Origin of the sequence: Companilactobacillus miaonis (assembly GCF_036913615.1) — a bacterium.
Classification (GTDB): domain Bacteria; phylum Bacillota; class Bacilli; order Lactobacillales; family Lactobacillaceae; genus Companilactobacillus.
In genome coordinates this window covers 1-21,173 of the sequence record NZ_JAYKTX010000014.1, presented here as the reverse complement: position 1 = coordinate 21,173, position 21,173 = coordinate 1, and the positions used below count along the sequence as shown (strand labels likewise).

Genomic DNA, 21,173 nt, shown 5'->3' with positions numbered 1-21,173 from the left:
AATAAGTGGTTCCATACCTCGGTGCTTAATGTTACAATACCCGTTGAACTGTTTATTTTTGGAGATTATTTATATGGAAAAGACACAACTAAATTCAATGAAGAATAACCCCCATTCAAAAATGAGCATTGCCGGATTCTTAATTGCTTTAGGAATCGTTTATGGAGATATTGGTACTTCACCTCTATATGTAATGCACTCATTAATGGTTGGGAATGGTGGACTTGAAAAAATGTCCACCAACTTTATTTTAGGTAGTGTTTCCTTAATTTTTTGGACACTGACCTTGGTTACAACAATTAAATACGTGTTGATTGCCTTACGGGCTGACAATAACGGTGAAGGTGGGATTTTTGCCCTCTACACATTAGTTAGAAAACGTGCTAAATGGCTGATCATACCGGCTATGATCGGTGGAGCAACCTTTTTAGCTGATGGAATGATGACTCCAGCTGTTACTGTTACAGCGGCGATTGAAGGACTCAAGGGAATCCAGATTCATAACGCCGTTTTAATTAGTACACAAAATCAAGTTATCATCGTGACAGTAATTATTTTATCAACACTGTTCTTTATTCAAAGATTTGGTACCCAAATGATTGGTCGAGCTTTTGGACCAATTATGTTAGTTTGGTTCTCATTTCTTGGGATAATCGGAATCGTTAACCTTTCCGGTGACTGGACAATCATCCGTGCTTTGAATCCTTACTATGCAATTGAACTTCTGAGAAGCCCAATCAATATTCGAGGCGTCTTCATCTTAGGTAGTATCTTCTTGGCTACAACTGGTGCTGAAGCTCTCTATTCAGATATGGGCCACGTTGGTCGTCCAAATATTTATACTAGTTGGCCTTTTGTTAAAATCTGCTTATTGTTAAGTTATTTAGGTCAAGCCGCTTGGATCATCAGTGTTAAAGACAATGCGACTTTGCAAAAGATGGGTTCATCTATGAATCCGTTCTATCAATCAATTCCAGCAGATTTTCGACTATTTGGGATTCTTTTATCAGCTGCAGCCGCTATCATCGCTTCACAGGCTTTGATCTCCGGTTCATACACTTTAGTATCTGAAGCAACTAAATTGAGAATGTTCCCAAGATTAAAGACTTACTACCCAACTAATTTCAAGGGACAACTCTACATCCCAACTGTAAATTCAATTATTTGGGTCGTTTGTTTATTCATCGTTTTCTATTTCAAAACTTCAGAAAACATGTCTAATGCCTATGGTCTAGAAATCACTATCACCATGTTAATGACTACGATCTTGCTTCACCAATGGTTATTGATGAAACGAGTCAACCGACTATTTACGACCGTGATCATCGCTTTCTTCTTCGTGATAGAAAGTATCTTCTTCGTAACAAATAGTAACAAGTTCTTGCACGGTGCTTATATCACAATGTTCATCGCCGCTGTTTTAATCGCCGTAATGTTCGTTTGGAGATACGGTGAACGACTCAAGGACGATAACACATACCGGAGCCATTTTGCTTCCCTACTGGCTTTTAAACGTCAATTAAACGATTTGAGAAAAGATCCAAGTTATCCACTCTACACAACTAACCTAGTCTACTTAACTCGTGTCCACGATGGCTATCGAATCAAGAAGAATATTCTTTATTCAATCCTCGATAAGCGGCCAAAGCGAGCTCAAGTTTACTGGTTTGTAACTGTCAACGTTACTGACGAACCATACACTGCAGCTTATAGTGTTGAAACTTTCGATACTGACTATATGGTCAGCGTTCAACTTTATCTTGGATTTAGAGTTGACCAAAAAGTCAATGTTTATCTTCGTCAAGTAGTTAACGACATGATGTCAAATGGTGAGATCAAATCTCAACCACAGAAATATACAACGATTCCTGACCGTGATGTCGGTGACTTCTCATTCGTTATTATTAAAGAAGTCCTTTCACCTGACACAAAGATCAGCAATCTCAAGAAGAGTATTATTCATTTAAGACTCTTACTTCAAAAATTCATTTCCCCAGCCAACTGGTTCGGACTCTCCTACAGTGATGTAGTTGAAGAAAGAGTTCCATTGGTACTCGGAAAAGTTTCACTCAATCGTCTACGTTTAGTTAGAAAAGATCGTTCTGCATTGAAAGATATTAAGATCGATGAAGAAATTGATGACGACGAAGATGACGAATAACATTTGTTAGTAGTTAATTGCCGTCTTCCGCAACAAACTAAATAGAAATAACAAAAAAGAAGCTGTACTGATGTAAATAACATTGGCACAGCTTCTTTTTTAGTCTCTCATAATCAAATTTACATTTACTATGAACAGAATCGTATCCCCTTCATAATTTACCAAATCAACTGCAAAAAATTTCTATCTAGTCTGGAACAACAGCTCTGTTAGACATTTTGGAACAACAAACACAATTATTTGTCTATTTTCATCCCCTGTTTATAATTTAAGACAATCAAAACTATAAGAGTTTTGATGAATTCTTCATAAAGAAGCGATTATTATGTTCACGTATATTCAAGTCATCGATAATAATTCAAAGAAATTTTGTGGCTATGTAGATTATCAATTTCATAAGAATCAGCTTTCTATGACGATTACCCGTGGTTTTAAAACTGCCCATCATATCAATATCTCTATTGATCAAATAACCGACCTTCTGATTGATAACTTCTATGGTTATGAACGTATCAGCTTTATTTATCAGAACAAGAAGTTCTACATCATCAACAGTGGATATGGTGAAGCTAACTACTTCAAGCATCATTTGATTCATCGTGTCAATGCTCAATAATAATCATGACCACAAAAAAACTGACATCTAAATGCCAGTTTTTTTATTTAATAAATATTGATTGATACCATACGCTACACCATCATGCTCGTTATCTTTAGTGATATATTTAGCGTGTTTTTTCAAACTCTCAAATCCATTTTCCATCACGATCGGGGTTCCTACATTTTGTAGCATTGAAAGATCATTTAAGCCATCCCCAAAAGCGGCTAATTCATTAGTCTGTAAGTTCTCTAAATCTTTAATATATTCAATTCCTAAATGTTTTTGAGCGTTGGTACTAGTTATCTCCAAATAAGTTGGTGTCGACTGATAGATGCTCAAATTTCCAGGATTAAATTGATTTAATTCGTTAACTAAATTTTCCATCTCAGTTTCATCAAAAGTTATCAGCATTATTTTGAACACGCTTAACTTTTGTTTAAAAAGTGAAGCAAATTCAGAGATAGTTGGTGTCTGTCCACCTACCTCAGTTTCATATTCAATTCCTTTATCGATTTTTTCCACATACCAATTATTTAAATCATAAAAACTGTAACTCGTCTTCTTAAATTTATCTTTAACAACTTGAATAATCCGCTCCACTTCGGAAAAATCAATCGTTTCACTTTTCAAAGATCGAATCTCTCCATCAACTTTTTGAAAAATTAATCCACCGTTAAAACCAATCTGTGGTTCTGTCAGATGTAATTTATCGATTACCTCGACCATTTCCTTAGGAGAACGGGCGGAAACTAGCGTGAAGGGAATTTGGCTATCTTCAATAGCTTTAACATTCCCATCACTGATCTGACAAGCGTTATTTAACAAAGTACCATCCATATCAGAAAAAATATGCTTAATCATTTTGATTCACCTCATTTTTGCTTTACTTCAGTCTACCAAACTACTGAACAAAAAAATAGACTAAAGTAAGCAAAGTACGATTACTTTAGTCTATTCCTAAGCAAATGAAGTAGCTACACTACCAACAACTATCAAAACAATTCCTAAAATTGTAAATTTCATCTCACGACTACTCTTCTTTTCTTTAAGAATGAAGATTCCACCAAAGGTTCCGATAATAACATTCAATTGGGTCCAAATGAAAGCTGAAGTATTTCCGTTAGCCTTGGCGGAGAAAATATAGGCGAAAGCTGCAATTCCCCAAGCTACACCAGCAAAGATGTTTAAATATTGTTCTTTTTGTTTAAATGATTTCACGTCTGTGAATAATGCATAAATCATTGCTCCAACGAGAATTCCCAACATTTCTGGTAAAAAGATAGCTGTACCGCTTTGATCCTTAACAATCGGCATATTTGGAAATGATGAATAAATCCAAAATCCAACTGTTGTACAAAGTAAGAACATGGCATCCTTGAATTCCATTTTATTGCCTTCTGTGCTATCCGAAACGGAGGCACCTGCCACAACGATCAATAAAGCTATAATACCGATTATTTTGGATTGTACGCCACTCCAATCACCAAAGATCAACATCCCAATAATTGAATTACCAACTAATTGAAAGACAGTTGATAAAGGAACCGTGCCTGAAACGCCAATTCGTTTGAAAGAAATGAATTGACCTATCTGACCAATCGTCCATAAAGCTCCACACAAAACTGAGAACCAAAAGGCGGTCGTATTAACCGCTGGTTGAGTAATTAGGTAAGCGATAAACCCAACTATAGTTGCTCCGGCACCAATTCCAAACATTTGATTAACTGGAGAACCACCAATTTTTCCAGTAATGATTGGCATAAAACCCCAACCTAATGCTGGTATCAGTGCAATTAAAATATTCATAAAAACTTCCTCTAATTCTAAAAATATTGATACTTTTACAAGTAATAATTTGTATGCGTTAAAAACATAAATTCTAGAATAACACATTTATTACTTTTTTTGTTTATTTTGTCTACTTGGCATAAAACCTTTTCAAATATCTAGACCATTTAAATAGTGTACCTCATAATCTATAAAATGAAAGCATTTTATTCTGAAGAAAGTAAATTTTTTAAATAAAAAATGTCTCCAAAGCTTTTCAACTTTAGGGACACTACTTATTTTGACGGTTACTATTAATAATATTTAAACGATCATCAAATTCATAAATCAAAGGCATGCCATTTGCAACTTCGACACCATCAATATCTTGATCACTAATACCCTCAATATATTTGATCAAGGCCCGAATCGTACTTCCATGAGCAACAATCAATTGATTCTTACCATCGAGCAAACGATTAGCAACATGATCTACATAATACGGAACGATTCGTTTATAAGCATCATACAAACTTTCTGCTACTGGCATTATTCTTGGTTCAAAATATTTATAAGGACCATCATTAGGATCTGGTTGAGCCAATTTAGGTGGAACTGAATAAAAGCTTCTTCTCCACAAATGAACTTGCTGTTCACCAAATTCTCTTCTCGTTTCATCTTTATTTTGCCCACGTAAGGCTCCATAATGTCTTTCATTCAAGCGCCAACTTTTAGTTATTGGCACATAATTAAGATTTAAATCATCTTGAATAATATAGGCTGTAATGATTGCTCGTTTCAAAACTGAGGTGTGAACGTGTTCAAATTCAAACCCCTGCAACTGCTTTGCGGCATAATGGGCTTGAACTCTTCCCTCAGTTGTCAAGCCAACATTATTCCACCCTGTATATTGATTCAAAGCGTTGGCTGTACTCTCACCATGTCTGACCATTACAAGTTTTACCATAAATAGACATTCCAACTTTCATATAAAATTACTTACTAATCTTAACACAATCTACCTTCAGGAATTAGTCTATCAACGAGTTATCTAAACCTCGAGAGCACTCTGCTTGTAAGGTTACATGAGTAATTTGAAATTTATCGAGCAACAATTTATCAACTACGTCATACAAATGGTCCAACTAATCCATATTGCAAGTTTTCTTCACATTGATGTGTGCATCCAGCATGATATGATTCTCGTCGATCATCCACAAATGAACATGATGAACCTTAACGATTTCTGGAACTGTCAAAATAGCTGCAGAAACGGCGTCTAAATCAATTTTAGGACTAGCTTCCATTAAGATATTGACTGTCTCAATAACAACGCTAAAGGCCTCCTTTAAAAGCCAAATTGCGATGATTATCGTAATCACTGGATCGACCCAATTCCATTTAAACAAAATGACAAAAATCGAGGCTACAAACACACCAATTGAAGACAAAGTGTCTGACAGCATATGTAAAAAAGTTGCTTTAATGTTCAAATTATTTTTTGAACCTGAAAAAAGAATCAACATCGACACAAAATTAGCCGCCAAGCCAATCAAGGAAACAACCATCATCAAAGATCCATTAATCGATTGTGGTTGCGTTAGTCTCTTAAAAGATTCAAAAACCATCATAACTGTAATAACTACTAAAATTATTGAATTAACAAATGCCGCTAAAATTTCAGCTCGCTTATAGCCAAAAGTTTTTTGGACGTCATTTTTCTTTTGTCCAATCACGTTTGCAACAAACGAAATCACAATTGAAAGTGAGTCCTCTAAATTGTGAAACGCATCTGAAATAAGACCCAAACTACCAGAAACAAAGCCGCCAACAAATTCCGTAATTGTAATAATCACATTCAAAGCTGTGACATAAAAAAAGCGTTTACCTGTTACTTTTTCATGATCCATAACTAAGCCTCCTGCTTCTATCATAACAATCACGTAACGGATTATAAAAAAATTGAACATTTTTCTTATGACGCAAAACGAAGCCAAATCAGTTAGATTTGACTCCGTCTTTTGAGTAGTTAATAAATTGTAAATTCTTATTTTGCAAGTTTTGCAACAACTTTAATGGGATGAGCGACATCTATGATATCAGAGAATCTGTTGGTAACATAATCTCTCATACCTTCACGAGCTTCCTTCTTGGAAACATTATGACAAATGCGCTTTTTAGCAATTTCTTGTCCCTCTTTGCTCAAGAAATTACAAGTAACTTCATAATCGCCATGATTTCTAAACAACATCATCATTGCGACCCCCTTCTTTAAAAATAACATCTCATCAATATCGACCAGATATTTATACCACTTTTCAAAAGTCGGTTCAACACTTTTATTTGATTTTCCTTTTTTAAAAAATTCTTAGCATTTTTTAGTTAATTAATTGACGGTTAATAAATATGCTATGATGGTGGTAAAACATTATAGTCGGATTATTTAACTGGGAGAAACGCTATGAATGGGCATAACAATAATTCTAGATCTAATATGACACGTGAAAGTTTTCGTCGTAAACACCTGCCGTTTTACAAAAGAAAGCCGTTTTATATAACAATTATTTTAATAATCGTTCTGATAATTGGTATAGTGACATTTTGGAAAGTCGATTCTAATAAAGAAGCTGCCAAGCCAACATCTGAAACTCATAAAATAGAAAAAGTTGAAACTAAAAAGAAAACCAAAAAAGTGTCACCCAAGAAAGTAACACCTAAAAAAGCAAAAGAACAAAAAGTTGAAAAAGAAACAACTCCTAAAGAGCAAAAAAGTGATAATCAACAAACCGAAAAAACTGAAAAGCAAACCCAAAATCAAATTAAAAATGCTGGGACTTATAACGATTTAACTTATGATACTGATTGGTATACCTTCAAAATTTCTAACGAAGTAAAATTAGTAAAAGATGCCAATGGTGACGCGGCTTTATTAGTCAAATATAACTACACTAACAAGACTTCCAACTCTGAAATCCCACAACGAGTACAAAATAATGCTATCGTCTTAAAACAAGATGGTGAAACACTTTCTCCAACGGGAGCCAAAGGTGATTATGCAGCACTGATCAATTCCAGTAACGGTGGCCTAGTTTTACCTGGCAAGAGTTTTGACGGAGCCTTAATCGTGAAAGTTAAAAATACTGATTCTGATGTCACAATGTATTTCAAAAATATTCAAACTAATGGATTTCTTGATATGACACAACCATTAAAATTAAAATAAAAAAGTCGGCGAAAGCCGGCTATTTTTGTACGGAAAAATTCTTTAATTGTTGATAAGAAATAAAAAAAGCTATCGCAAACATGACGATCGTAGTATAAAGTGTCACCATTGAAAACTGCATTTGACCAGCTTCTTTCATCAAACTAGGTGAAAACATCGGAAACATGTCCCGCAAAGCGTGAAGACCAATTACAATCCAAAGACTCTTCGTTTTAACATAAACGGTCCCAAACAACATTCCGATTGCTGAAGCGAAAATGACTTGTCCCGCAACGTAACCAATTGGCAATGAAGCCAAATTTGTTAAATGAAGACAACCAAATATGACACTGGAGAAAAGTACTGATCCTAAGACGTTTTGATGAAACAATTTCAATGCCAATCCTAATAAAAGTCCGCGACAAATATATTCTTCCGCCAGACCAATCGCTAAGCAAGTTAAAACTATTTTAAATTTAAAAGTCAGATCAGGTTCTGATAAGGTAGCCGAATTCATTAAGGCAATAAGAATAAAAGCTGGTAGTGCTGTGTATAATTGCTGAAAAATTGTCGTATCTTTTCCTATCCATGACACATTTTCATGCAGATACTTCCAATTTAATAAATAAGCAACTAGAAAAACTAACAAATCGACCATCATTTGCCAAATATCATTGTTAATCGTTTGGTAACGTAATATAAATGACATAACGACCATTGATACGGGAAAAATTAAACTTGTGACAACTATCTTGGTGATGTTACTCTTTAAAAATTTCATAAAGCCTCCTAACTAGATATACTAAGAATTATATAGAAAAACTTCTTGACATGAAACGCGTTCGATAAACTATTATTTAATTGTTGAAATACAGGTTTACCGCAAAACTAATCATGCCTTTAAAACCACCCTTCATGTATTTCGTAAATATTTATTTGTACAAAAATAGCCGCCAATCTAAATTAGCGACTATTTCTATTGTCTAAAATTGTTTTTATTAATTCAATTTGTGAAGATACGTTTTGTTCTCCAAATTGATTCCAAGTTAAATTAAGTCTTAAAGTCTCATCATCAGTTTGAATTATTAAGTATCGACATTGCGTAAATAAGGGAGTCTGTAAACTTCCACCATCGATTTTTTTTGTATTCATAATTTCATGTTTTTTTATAATTTGATACTTTTTGATTTTAACTAATGGCAGATTCTTCATTTTAGTATCGAAAGGTAGATATATTAAATGTACTTTCTTCCACCAGGAACTAGTATCAATATAATACAGGTCACTTTGATCAATAAACCAGCTTGTATCCAATTCTTTTGAATTCGGATATAAAACCAAGCTATCAATTAAAAAGCCACTTACTGCAAGAGCTACGCTTAATAAAACCCAATGAAAAATCACGAGTCCAATAATTCCAAGTGCTGCTCCTAAAAAAATACTGCCTAACAGAGGTTTGAAACTGGGTTTTCTGACGAATCGTAATCCGTTTTCCATATCAATCACCTTGACTGTTTTTGACTAACTTTAAGATAAGACATAATAGTTAATTTATCCAAAATTTTGTCCTAAAAATAGAAATTTTGTCGCTGGTTGGCATGAAATTTTTTGACATTACGTTCCGTTTTCCAACATAGCAATTTCTTCTTAAAACAAATAGCACCGGGTAATCAAAGGACGGTTCTTTATCAAGTTTGGTTGTAAAAATAAAAAAACTGAATTAATGCATGTAGCACTAATTCAGCTTCTTTATTTAGTTTTAGAGTTAAATATAATAAAACCTTCTATTTAGTCTGGAGCAACAAACTCTCCATCTTTATTTTCTTTTGAAAGCTCGTCTGACAACTTGGAAAAATGTCAACGATTTAACAATATTCTCTGGTTTTATATAAACTCGAATTGCCCTCAAAACTTTCTTTGGGTCCTTTGAAGAGAATGTAAACATCCCGTTACTCTTAGTTTGTAATGCGTAACGTGGAATCCATCTACCCCCAAACATTACTGAAACAACCACTTTTGTAACTTCTGTCCATGGTATTTGAATATAATTGTTTACATCACGGTCGTCATAAAATTCGAAGCCTTTATCTCCAACCATAATTTTCCCATAGTCAGTCAAACCTAAATGCGAAGTCCCTTGAATGACTAAATCCGATTTTGTATTCAACGATTGGACCAACTCATCACTTCCCTTACTTTGTTAAAAATATTATATAGCGAACATTTCATATTATCAAAAAAGAGTGAACTCTAAATGAGTCCACTCCATTGAAAGTTTCAAACAATTACATAATATGTAGAACGTGTAGGACAACACCAACAACGAACAAGCCAAGAATGATAACGATTGGAGAAACTTTCTTCTTTAGTAACCACATGCAGAATAATGTTAGTAGTAAAGCTGCTAAACCAGGAATCAATTGATCCAAGTTATCTTGCAATGTTGTCACTTTGTGTGCAGTCAATGATAGACCACTTTGTTGTTGAAGCAAAGCTTCCTTGATACCTTGTGCACCTGAAGGGAGTTTTGACCAATCAATGTAAGCACCCTTAGATAATTTAACGGTTGAAACTGTTGGCGTAAATTTAATAGTAACCCAACGGTTAATCAAGGAACCTAGAATAAACATACCTAGAATTGAAGCACCTTTTGTGATGTCTTGTAGAACACCACCAGAAACATCTTCAGTAATCTTTGAACCGGCTTTGTAGCCAAGTTCTTGTGTGTACCACATGAAGGCCATACGAATAGCATTCCATGCAACGAAATAAATGATTGGTCCAAGAATATTACCAGTCATAGCAAGTGATGCAGCTAAAGCACCGATAATAGGCTTAACAGTGAACCAGAACACAGGATCACCAATACCAGCCAAAGGACCCATCATACCAACTTTAACACCTTGGATTGTAACATCATCGATAGGAGCACCGTTTGCACGTTCCTCTTCCAAAGCCATTGTTACACCAAGAATAGGTGAAGTTAAGTATGGGTGACAATTATAGAATTCCAAGTGACGCTTCAAAGCAGCGGCACGGTCTTCTTTTGTCTTATATAATTTTTTCAAAACTGGGATCAATGAGTATGCCCAGCCACCGTTTTGCATACGTTCGTAGTTCCATGAACCTTGGAGGAATGTTGAACGCCACCAAACGGAGATTCTATCTTTTTTTGAGATTTTAACTTGATCTGCCATTTTTATGTTCTCCTCCCTTAATAGTTATCTATAATGTCGCCGACTGGATCACCGGTGTTGGAAGAACCTCCATCACCGTTTGAACCACCATTGCCACCTGATTTAGATAATTTCAAGTAGATGAGCGCCAATGAAACACCGATAGTACCAAGACCAATAAGTGTTAAATCTGTAACTGTTGCAAGTACGAAACCAATTGCAAAGAATGGCCATACTTCACGACTAGCCATCATGTTGATAACCATTGCGTAACCAACGGCAACAACCATACCACCACCGATTGACAAACCATCTGTCAACCAAGTAGGCATAGCATTTAACATAGCCTTAACAGGGCCAGCACCGATAGCTAAGATCAATGCTGCAGGGATAGCGATACGTAGACCTTGTAAACAAATAGCTACATATTGCCAGAAATCGATTTTTCTAAAACTACCTTCTTCGGCAGCTTTATCCATAATGTGAACAATACCAGTTGCAAGTGTACGAACAAGAATTGTTAGTAACAAACCAGCAACGGCTAAAGGAACGGCAATAGCAATAGCTGAACCGACACCTTTTTGTCCTTGACCACCAAGAACAAGAATAATAGCTGAAGCGACAGATGCCAAAGCGGCATCGGGTGCTACGGCAGCACCGATATTAGCCCAACCTAAAGCGATCATTTGTAGTGAACCACCTAGGATAAGGCAAGGTAACAATTGACCTGTAACTAAGCCGATTAAAGTACATGCGATAACTGGTTGATGGAAGTGGAATTGATCCAAAATACCTTCCATACCAGCTAGGAATGATACTAAAACGACAAGAATAATCTGAATAGCATTTAATTGCATGATTATTAATCCTCCGTTTTATTTCTGAATAAAAATTATTGTTTGTTCTTATCTAATTCTGCTTGGGCTTTCTTCATAATATTATCAAGATTGTCTTCAGAATCTGTTGGAACTTTACGAACATCGAACTTGATGCCTTGTGATTCCAATTTCTTAAATGTATCAATATCATTTTGGTCGAAAGCCAAAACCTTATTAGGTTGAACTTTACCAACTGAGTGAGCCATTGAACCAACGTTGATTGTCTTCAATGGAACTCCCCCTTCAACTGCTCTTTCAACATCTTGTGGTGTTTCGAACAATAGTAATGCACGTTCACCACCAAAATGTTTGTCATCCTTAGCAATCTTGATCATTTGCTTAATAGGAATAACGTGTGCGTGAACACCAACTGGTGCAGCTTGCATGATCAATTGTTTACGAAGATCATCTTTTGCAACATTATCTGAAACAACGATGATACGTGTAGGAACAACTGATTTAGACCATGCTGTAGCAACTTGTCCATGCAATAGACGTGAATCGATACGAGCAAGAACGTATTTCATTGAACCGGGTTTACCACCTGAAACTGTCTTAGGAGCAGCTTTTGGTGCTGCCGTCTTTGGTTGTAGTGATTCTGGACGAACCTTTACACCATCTTTGGCAGTTTCAATGATATGTGCAGCAATTTCGTGTGCAGATTTCATTGACATACGTGAAGCATAAGCTTCGATAAGCATAGGTAAGTTTAGACCAGCAACGATAGCCCACTTATCTTTATGTGCCTCGAACAAACCATTTACTTGGTTGAATGGAGTTCCACCCCAAAGATCTACTAGGAACAAAACTTGTTCTTGGTCTTCAAGCTTAGAAACAGCTTCTTCCAATTTTGCCTTCAAATCATCAGGCCCCATGCTTGGTTGCAATGTTACGGATTGAACATCTTTTTGTTCACCGAAAATCATTGAACCAGACATCTTGATGCCGTCGGCAAAGTCACCATGGCTTGCAATAATAATTCCAACCATGTTTCATCCTCCTTATGTATTTACATTATTAAAGCGCTTACTTTGACCACCTCGTAGTAGTCAATTAACAATTAATGAATAATATCTAAATAAATCGCTTTAATAGAGCTCACCCTTCATGTGAACCCTTACATAATATCATTTTTTCAGAAAAAAAACACCCCTTTTTATAAAAAAGTCTAGACCACAATTCAAATAAATAACTAATGGGCACTTTTGGCATTATTTTTGATCAAATTGGCACTCAAATTAAAGCCGAAATATCAATAATTATGCTTAAAATCAAAAAAGATAATAATTTTAATACGATTCTTTTTAGGCATTTTTTAGTTAAATTGTGATATTTGAAAGTCTTCTTATTTTTACAACATTTTCACTGTTACCGCTAACAATCATTGGAACTTAGCTAAATTGATGCTAAATGTCCATTTCATCAATATTACATTTTCAATTGTTTCCTTTGTATAACATGATGATGTTTGGTTTCAATAACATTTATGGACATTAAAAAAATCAAAGAAAAGAGTTGAATTTGCAGAAAACGGTCTATACCTATATTTACAAACACTTTTTCCCGAAATAATTTATGATCAGTAACAAAATTTTTCCTCGATTACTACTTAAAAAAATTTGAAAGCTAATTGCTGTCTCAACTAATCTCGTCGACGTCGACATTAAAAGAGTTAGTTTTTATAGGCCCAATCATTCAAAAAGTATTGGTTGGAAATCACTTTTCGGACAGTTAACCATTTCTACATACAATAAGGAAAAGAATCATCAAAAAACGATTTAGATGCTTACTGGAATGAAACTTCCCAACTTCTCAATCAAAAGATGATCCACAGGGCCTTAACTAGAGAGTAATCCCCCACCAATGATGATAAACACTAATCACATATTGGTAAAATTATTATTAGTAATAATAAAATAACATCAATTTTATAAAAACATTTACACTAATTACTTGTGGATTTCTTCACAACTGTTAAAGTATAATATAGTTAAAGAAATCACAAAGGAGTGGATATGATGAAAATTATCATCGCAGGTGCGGGTGCCATGGGTAGTCGCTTCGGAATTATGCTTCACAGAGGGGGCAATGACGTTACTCTAGTTGATGGCTGGCCAGCTCACGTTGAAGCTATTCGTCAAAATGGTTTGAAGGCTAACTTTAATGGTGAAGACATTACAGAACACATCCCAGTTATGCTTCAATCTGAAGTTAAGAGTGACACAAAAGCTAATTTGATTATTTTATTCACAAAATCAATGCAATTAGCTCAAATGTTACAAGATGTTAAACCACTTATCGCTGACAACACAAAGATTCTTTGTTTACTAAACGGAATCGGTCACGAAGATACTATCGAAAAGTACATTCCAATGAAGAATATCTTCATCGGTAATACTATGTGGACTGCCGGTTTAGTTGGACCAGGTGAAGTTAAACTCTTTGGTAATGGTTCAGTCGAACTACAAAATCTTGGTCAGGATCAAGAAAATGCAGCTAAAGATCTTGCTAAGACTTTATCCGAATCCGGCTTGAATGCTAAATATTCTGATAATATTCACTATTCAATTTATCGTAAAGCCTGTGTTAACGGAACAATGAACTGTCTTTGCTCAATTCTTGATGTCAACATGGCTGAATTTGGTGCTACAAAACCAGCTCACGACATCGTGGTAACTGTCGTAAATGAATTTGCTGCCGTTGCAAAACATGAAGGCGTTGACCTTGACGTTAAAGAAGTCGTTGAACACGTTGAATCTTGCTTCGATCCTGATACGATCGGTAAACACTATCCATCAATGTATCAAGATTTGATCAATAATCACCGTTTAACAGAAATCGACTACATCAACGGAGCCGTTTCTCGTAAAGGTAAGAAGTATGACATTCCTACACCATACTGTGATCTATTAACACAATTAATTCACTGTAAGGAAGATATTCTTGGTGCTAAATAACTAAAATTACAGGGGGTAATTGTTATGAACCAGAAATTAACAGCCAAAGTATTCTTAAACAAAATTTTATCAGGAACCGCTACCGGTATTATCGTAGGATTGATTCCCAATGCTGTTTTAGCTGCTATTTTAAAACTGTTCGGTAACAATCCTTTTGCTTTAGCCATTGGTCAAATGGCAATTATTTTTCAACTCGCTACACCATTATTAATTGGGGCTTTGATTGCCCTACAATTTGAATTTAAACCAATGCCGATGGTAGTTGTTGCCGGTGCTGCTTTTGTTGGTTCCGGAGTCATCAAGTTCGACAGTAAGGCTCAAGCTTACATCGGAGCTGGTACTGGTGACATCATCAACACTATGTTAACTGCCGCTATTGCCGTTGGTTTAATTCTTTTGATTGGTAATAAATTTGGTTCCGTGGCAATTGTATTAACACCAATCGTCGTCGGTGTCGGTGCTGGATTAATTGGTTTTTACCTCTATCCATACGTAACCGACATTACCAAAGCCATTGGTGATGGAATCAATTCATTTACTAACTTACAACCAATTATCATGTGTATCTTAATAAGTTGTGCTTTTGCCGCAATAATTATTTCACCAATTTCTACTGTTGCTATCGGTATGGCGATCCAATTGAATGGTATTTCAGCTGGGGCCGCAGCCATGGGCGTTGCCGCAACAACCATTGTCCTAGTAGTTAATTCATGGAAGATCAACAAGCCTGGTGTAACTATCGCCATCGCTTTAGGCGCAATGAAGATGATGATGCCTAATCTATTCCGCAAACCTATCATCCTCATCCCTTGTCTATTGACCGCCGCAATTTCTGCTATTCCAGTAGCATTATTCACAGTATCAGGAACTCCTGCTTCAGCTGGATTCGGTCTAGTTGGATTAGTTGGACCACTTGCCTCCATGGAAGCCGGTTTAAATATTCTACTAGTCCTAATCAGTTGGTTAGTCGTTCCCATTGTTGCTTCAATTGCTTTACAATTCTTACTAGAAAAAGTTCTACATTTATATAACAGAAAAGATGTTTTCGAATTTCTTGGATAATCAGAGAGTGGAACAGGCCGCTTAGGCTCAGACAGATAGCCTAATTTCACGAATTGCACACCGGGCTTGTGTGTGATTTGGGGAATGTAGCTATGTGGCTGAGCCTGGCTTGTGCAACTCGTTTTAATTAGAGAGTGGAACAAGCGCGCTTCATAAAAGCACAAAAAAAGAACCTTCAGATTTCTCTGGAGGTTCTTTTTAATTACTTAATTTTAACTTTGACAACTTCTTGATCTGCTTTAACAGCTTGATCCAAAACGTTGTACTTCATGTAAGCAACTCCTGGCATGTTAGTAACAATGACCATCATATCAGTCTTCTTACCAGCATCAGTGATTTGCTTCAAATCAACATCAGCAATTTGGTCACCATGTTTGACAACTTGGCCTTCAGCAACCTTGATATCAAATGGTTTACCTTTTAATTGAACGGTATCGATTCCCATGTGAACTAGAATTTCCAAACCATTTTCAGTCTTAATTCCTAGCGCATGTTTTGTTGGGAAAATTGAACTGATTGTTCCATCAACTGGGGCAACAATTTTTCCATCAGTTGGAACGACAGCATAGCCATCACCCAACATTTTTTGAGCAAAAGTAGGATCTGAAACTTCTTCGATATCCTCTACTTGTCCGTTTGCTACGGCATAGAAAGTATCAGTTTCTCCAGATTTGAAATCACCGACTGGCTTTTCCTCTACCGGAGCTTTTTCTTCTTTTGTAGGTGCAGAAACAGTCGCATTTTCATCGTACAATTTCTTCAAATCATCAGCGACGAATTGAACTTCGGTACCAACGATGATTTGAATATTAGTTTTATCCAAAACATTGATACCATTAACATTTGCGCTCATAATTTGTGACTTGTTAGCAAGTCCTGTATCTTTTAATTGTAGACGTAAACGTGTAGTACAGTTATCGATCACGCTGATATTATCGTGACCACCGATACCTGCATAAATCTTTTTAGCAGCAATCATATACTTGTCATCTTTATCAGATGTTGCTACTTCAACACTTTGGTCATTACTACTATCATCTAATGGTTCACGACCTGGTGTCATTAAGTTAAATTTCTTAATTGCAAAATCAAATACGAAGTAATAAATAAATGCCATCACAATACCTTGAACTAATAGCATATAAGGCTTATTAGCAATTGGCATGTGGAAACTTAAAATATAATCAACTAGCCCAGCACTGAAAGTGAATCCGGCTGTCCAATGCATAAATGCTGCAAAAGCCATTGATAAACCTGTTAAAACGGCATGGATCACATATAATGGCCAAGCGACAAACATAAATGAGAATTCAAGTGGTTCAGTAACACCGGTAAAGAATGAAGCAAAAGCACCGGCCATCATTAAACCAGCAGTTGTCTTCTTTCTTTCAGGTAAAGCATTTTTATAAATAGCTAAAGCTCCAGCAGGAAGACCAAACATCATCACTGGGAAATAACCAGCTAGATACATACCAGTTACACCTTTTGTTCCTTTGTTGGCCCAGAAATTACCGATATCATTGATACCAGCAATATTAAATTCGAACACTTGATTCAAAGCTTGATGCAAACCAGTTGGAATCAATAAACGGTTGAAGAATCCGAATAGTCCTGCACCGACAGCGCCAAGACTGACAAAGAATTTACCAAAACTAATCAAAGCATTGTATAGAACTGGCCAAATAAATAGTAAGACTACAGAAACTAATAACATTACCAAAGTAGCCAAGATTGGTACTAGACGTTTACCACTGAAAAATGATAAAGCCATTGGCAACTTTGTTTCATGAAATCGATCGAACAAAGCCGCTGCAATTAGTCCGGCAACGATACCAATGAAAACATTTCCCGCAATCGCATTGAAAGCTGGATCGACCGCCTTCACATTAATACCTTTTAATAAAGCAACTTGGTTGGGTGCTAAAACGTAAGTTGGAACAATGTAAGCGACAACCCCTGCCATCGCAGCTGCTCCATCTTTAACCTTTGACATTCCGATTGAAAGACCAATTGCAAACAACAATGCTAATTGACTTAAAATCGCAGTACCACCAACTTGCAAAAACTGTGACAAGCCCCAATTTTGTGGTAACCAGTGACCAATACCTTCAAGTAAAGCGGCAGCTGGTAAAACAGCTACTGGAAGTTGAAGTGATCGGCCCATCCGTTGAAGATAGGTTTTCATTTTCCTATTTTCCTCCTTGTGTGAGTAGAACATTTTTAACAAACCCTATGATACTGGTATACATTCAATGTTGCAAGAATTATATCTAAAAAATATGTGTCTGCAAGATTGTTAACCGCTTACATAAATACAATTGGGCTAGACTACCAATAAAATGGTATACTCCAAATTTACTGTTTGTATATTATTAGAAATATTTAATTCAGATTATAATATTGACATGATATAGAATTCTTGATATCTTTAGCTTACGCAAAAATTTGAGGGAGTGACATTTTAACTGAAAACGAAACTTTTCTATTTCTTACATCGAATTCGAAGCTGAGTTAGCACATTACTTTTTAGCAATGCGCTTTTTTTAAACTCAAAATTCAAGGAGATGTAAATTGAAACCTAAACCTTATCAGATAGGCTTTGACAAATTAAAAGAAATATATCAAACAAATGACTTAACTAAAGGACTTACTAGTCAAGAGGCTAAAGAGCGGCTGCTTGAAAATGGTCCTAATAAATTAGAATCACATAAAACACCAAAATGGAAAATTTTCCTACGCCAATTCAATAATATGGTGATTTACGTGTTGATTGCTTCAACCATCATCACGTTATTAATGGGACATTATTCCGACTCGATCATTATCGGTTTAGTAGTCGTTATTAATGCTATTATTGGCTACTACCAGGAAAGTAATGCTTCAGATGCCCTGGAAAAAATTAAACAGATGCTTTCAATTGAAGCAACCGTTTATCGAGATGGCCAAAGAAAAGATATCCCGGCAGAAGATTTAGTCGTCGGCGATACTGTTTTCTTAGAAGCTGGTGATAATGTACCGGCTGATTTAAGAATTATTAACTCTGACAATCTTCGCATCCAGGAGTCTGCTTTGACGGGTGAATCCAATTCAGTTGAAAAAACTAAAATTGCTTTGTCAAATGAAGAGATTCCGCTAGCAGAACAGACTAATATGGCCTTTGCTTCAACTGCCGTCACTAATGGTAGTGGTACAGGACTAGTGGTTGCTACTGCTGGTGATACAGAAATCGGTAAAATTTCCCAAGAAGTTAGTTCTGTAAAGCAACGAAAGACTCCGTTGATGGCGATTATCGATAGCTTAGGGACACGTGTCTCCTACTTTATCGTGATTGCCTCAATCGCTATTTTTATCATTGGCTTACTCTTTGACACATATGCTTTACCAGTTCTAGCTCTAGCCGTCGTTGCCATGATGGTTGGTGCTATCCCTGAAGGAATGCCCGCGACAACTTCGGTTATTTTGGCTAAAGGTGTTAGTGATATGGCCAAAAAGCAAAATACAATCGTAAAAACTTTACCTGCTGTTGAAACTCTCGGTTCAGTCGATGTAGTTGCAACTGATAAAACTGGTACTTTGACTAAAAATGAAATGACCGTTACCGACATTTTGATTGATGATCAAGAATTACAAGTCAGTGGAACAGGCTTTGAGCCAACTGGTCAAATCACTAATAATGGTCAACCTGTTGAAATAAATCAGAAATTGCAGTTACTTTTGGAGGCTGGCTATTACGCCAATGATACTGAGTTAATCAATGAAAATGGTCAATGGACTATCAGTGGTGAACCAACCGATGGTGCTTTCTTAACGCTTTATCACAAAGTTTTCCCTTATGGTGAAAAACCACACTACCAAGAACTAGATATCCTACCTTTCGATTCAGACTATCGCTACATCGGTAAAATCGTTAAAAATGACCAAGATGAGCGCATCCTCTTCGTCAAGGGTGCTCCTGATAAACTCTTGGAAATGGCTAAAACTCAAGATAGTAATTTCAATTACGATTATTGGGTTCAAAAAGTTGAATCTTTCTCTAAAGAAGGTAAACGTGTCATTGCCGTTGGTTTTGAAAAAGAACCTGACAATACTGATGAAGTAACTCATGAAATGATTGTCGATGGCTTGAATTTCTTAGGTTTAGTTGCTATCATCGACCCTCCTCGAGAAGAAGTTATCGAATCACTAAAAGTTATGCGTAGTGCCGGCGTTGAAGTTAAGATGATTACTGGTGACAATGCTATTACTGCTAAAGCTATCGGTGAAAAATTAGGATTAGCTGATGAAATTCATGCAATCACTGGTACCCAATGGGATGCTTTGACTGATGATGAAAAGATTGTTGCCGCTAACGATAACCAAGTCTTTGCTCGTACTACTCCAAGTAATAAATTAGAGATCATCGAAGCTCTTCAAAAAGATAACAAAGTCACAGCTATGACAGGTGACGGTGTCAACGATGCTCCTGCTTTGAAGAAAGCTGATATCGGTGTAGCTATGGGAATCAAAGGTACTGACGTTGCGAAAGATTCCGCTGACATGATTTTGACTGATGATAACTTTGCGACTATGTCTTCTGCTATCAAAGAAGGACGAAGAATTTTCGACAATATCAAGAAAAGTATTCTCTATCTTCTACCAATTTCCTTCTCTGAAGGTTTGATCGTTGCCTATGCCATTTTGACTAAACAAGAGATTCCACTTCAACCTAGTCAGTTGTTATGGATCAACATGGTTTCCGCAATTACGATTCAATTTGCTCTGATTTTTGAACCAGCTGAAGACGGCATTATGAAACGTAAACCTCGTAAAACTGGTAGCAAACTAATGAATCGACACGATATTTTCCAAATGACTTACGTTGCAATCTTAATTGCTGCGGTCAGTTTAATGATCGATGTCTTCCTACGAAGTCGTGGTGTTAATGATATAATCACTAGCACAACTATGGTGAACACTTTGATTCTCGGAAAAATTTTCTACTTATTTAACATTCGAACTCCAAAATTGGCTCTATCTAAAGAATTATTCTCCAATTCAAAAGTTTTCGTCTTTGTCGGTTTAATGATGATCTTGCAACTGATTTTGACTTACGTTCCTTTCATGCAAACAATCTTTTCAACTGGACCGATTTCAATGTTGGAATGGGGACTGGCAACTGCTGCCGGTGCAATTGTTTTACTTGTCACTGAAATTGATAAGATTATTCGATTAAAACTGAATAGATAAAAGAGCGGGACAGGACATAGTCAACTCTCGAACATTAAGGCAAATAGACCAAGGTAATTGAAGTGCTTCATAATTGTTAGACAAGAAATCTAATGATTATGGAGCACTTTTTGTATGGTTAAATATAGTTTTGATTTGAAAGC

At 36.0% G+C, this 21,173-nt stretch carries 18 protein-coding genes; 6 read left to right on the top strand and 12 right to left on the bottom strand.

The window, feature by feature from the left end; translation table 11 throughout:
* Positions 1–73: 73 nt before the first annotated feature.
* Together U8521_RS11095 and U8521_RS11090 are read left to right on the top strand one after the other, a co-directional pair.
* Complete coding sequence (locus U8521_RS11095; RefSeq protein ID WP_334331667.1) at positions 74–2,161, top strand: KUP/HAK/KT family potassium transporter; 2,088 nt, start codon at positions 74–76, stop codon at positions 2,159–2,161.
* Between the two features lie 325 nt (positions 2,162–2,486).
* The gene (locus tag U8521_RS11090) at positions 2,487–2,777 is read left to right on the top strand and encodes a hypothetical protein (protein ID WP_334331668.1); all 291 of its coding nucleotides are present in this window, start codon (positions 2,487–2,489) and stop codon (positions 2,775–2,777) included.
* Between the two features lie 27 nt (positions 2,778–2,804).
* Here the strand turns inward: U8521_RS11090 and U8521_RS11085 are convergent, their stop codons facing one another.
* The 5 genes from U8521_RS11085 to U8521_RS11065 all read right to left on the bottom strand — a co-directional run bounded on the left by U8521_RS11085 (position 2,805) and on the right by U8521_RS11065 (position 6,786).
* On the bottom strand, positions 2,805–3,623 hold the full coding sequence (locus U8521_RS11085; protein WP_334352753.1) for a Cof-type HAD-IIB family hydrolase: 819 nt from the start codon (positions 3,621–3,623) through the stop codon (positions 2,805–2,807).
* A gap of 96 nt (positions 3,624–3,719) precedes the next feature.
* Positions 3,720–4,568, bottom strand: a complete 849-nt coding sequence (locus U8521_RS11080; RefSeq protein ID WP_334352752.1) for a GRP family sugar transporter — start codon at positions 4,566–4,568, stop codon at positions 3,720–3,722.
* Between the two features lie 253 nt (positions 4,569–4,821).
* Complete coding sequence (locus tag U8521_RS11075; RefSeq protein WP_334331671.1) at positions 4,822–5,496, bottom strand: 2,3-bisphosphoglycerate-dependent phosphoglycerate mutase; 675 nt, start codon at positions 5,494–5,496, stop codon at positions 4,822–4,824.
* Positions 5,497–5,674: 178 nt separating this feature from the next.
* Complete coding sequence (locus U8521_RS11070; protein ID WP_334352751.1) at positions 5,675–6,439, bottom strand: cation diffusion facilitator family transporter; 765 nt, start codon at positions 6,437–6,439, stop codon at positions 5,675–5,677.
* A gap of 137 nt (positions 6,440–6,576) precedes the next feature.
* Complete coding sequence (locus tag U8521_RS11065; RefSeq protein ID WP_246013822.1) at positions 6,577–6,786, bottom strand: hypothetical protein; 210 nt, start codon at positions 6,784–6,786, stop codon at positions 6,577–6,579.
* A 204-nt stretch (positions 6,787–6,990) separates the two neighbouring features.
* Here U8521_RS11065 and U8521_RS11060 point away from each other — a divergent pair, with 204 nt between their 5' ends.
* Positions 6,991–7,752, top strand: coding sequence for a DUF5067 domain-containing protein (locus tag U8521_RS11060; protein ID WP_334352750.1), 762 nt, complete (start codon positions 6,991–6,993; stop codon positions 7,750–7,752).
* Positions 7,753–7,771: 19 nt separating this feature from the next.
* On the opposite strand, the gene U8521_RS11055 is transcribed toward U8521_RS11060, so the two are convergent.
* The 6 genes from U8521_RS11055 to U8521_RS11030 form a co-directional block, all read right to left on the bottom strand.
* Positions 7,772–8,512, bottom strand: coding sequence for a CPBP family intramembrane glutamic endopeptidase (locus U8521_RS11055; protein WP_334331674.1), 741 nt, complete (start codon positions 8,510–8,512; stop codon positions 7,772–7,774).
* Positions 8,513–8,694: 182 nt separating this feature from the next.
* Positions 8,695–9,228 (bottom strand): hypothetical protein, encoded by a 534-nt coding sequence (locus U8521_RS11050; RefSeq protein ID WP_334352749.1) that lies wholly within the window; start codon positions 9,226–9,228, stop codon positions 8,695–8,697.
* A 319-nt stretch (positions 9,229–9,547) separates the two neighbouring features.
* Positions 9,548–9,910 (bottom strand): DUF956 family protein, encoded by a 363-nt coding sequence (locus U8521_RS11045; RefSeq protein WP_334331676.1) that lies wholly within the window; start codon positions 9,908–9,910, stop codon positions 9,548–9,550.
* Between the two features lie 106 nt (positions 9,911–10,016).
* Positions 10,017–10,928 (bottom strand): PTS system mannose/fructose/sorbose family transporter subunit IID, encoded by a 912-nt coding sequence (locus tag U8521_RS11040; RefSeq protein ID WP_334331677.1) that lies wholly within the window; start codon positions 10,926–10,928, stop codon positions 10,017–10,019.
* Positions 10,929–10,945: 17 nt separating this feature from the next.
* On the bottom strand, positions 10,946–11,764 hold the full coding sequence (locus U8521_RS11035) for a PTS mannose/fructose/sorbose transporter subunit IIC (protein WP_334331678.1): 819 nt from the start codon (positions 11,762–11,764) through the stop codon (positions 10,946–10,948).
* 35 nt (positions 11,765–11,799) lie between these two features.
* Positions 11,800–12,774 carry a PTS sugar transporter subunit IIB gene (locus U8521_RS11030; protein ID WP_334352748.1) on the bottom strand — a complete coding sequence of 325 codons (975 nt, stop codon included), beginning with the start codon at positions 12,772–12,774 and terminating at the stop codon, positions 11,800–11,802.
* Positions 12,775–13,803: 1,029 nt separating this feature from the next.
* Between U8521_RS11030 and U8521_RS11025 the strand changes: the two genes are divergently transcribed.
* Positions 13,804–14,742, top strand: a complete 939-nt coding sequence (locus tag U8521_RS11025; protein ID WP_334352782.1) for a 2-dehydropantoate 2-reductase — start codon at positions 13,804–13,806, stop codon at positions 14,740–14,742.
* A gap of 24 nt (positions 14,743–14,766) precedes the next feature.
* Positions 14,767–15,804, top strand: coding sequence for a PTS sugar transporter subunit IIC (locus U8521_RS11020; protein WP_334331680.1), 1,038 nt, complete (start codon positions 14,767–14,769; stop codon positions 15,802–15,804).
* A gap of 202 nt (positions 15,805–16,006) precedes the next feature.
* Here U8521_RS11020 and nagE read toward each other — a convergent pair whose 3' ends face one another.
* Positions 16,007–17,989 (bottom strand): N-acetylglucosamine-specific PTS transporter subunit IIBC, encoded by a 1,983-nt coding sequence (gene nagE / locus U8521_RS11015; RefSeq protein WP_334331681.1) that lies wholly within the window; start codon positions 17,987–17,989, stop codon positions 16,007–16,009.
* A 386-nt stretch (positions 17,990–18,375) separates the two neighbouring features.
* On the opposite strand from nagE, the gene U8521_RS11010 reads away from it, so the two are divergent.
* A complete protein-coding gene (locus tag U8521_RS11010; RefSeq protein WP_442886155.1) occupies positions 18,376–21,030 on the top strand; it encodes an HAD-IC family P-type ATPase in 2,655 nt (884 codons plus the stop codon).
* Positions 21,031–21,173 lie beyond the last annotated feature (143 nt).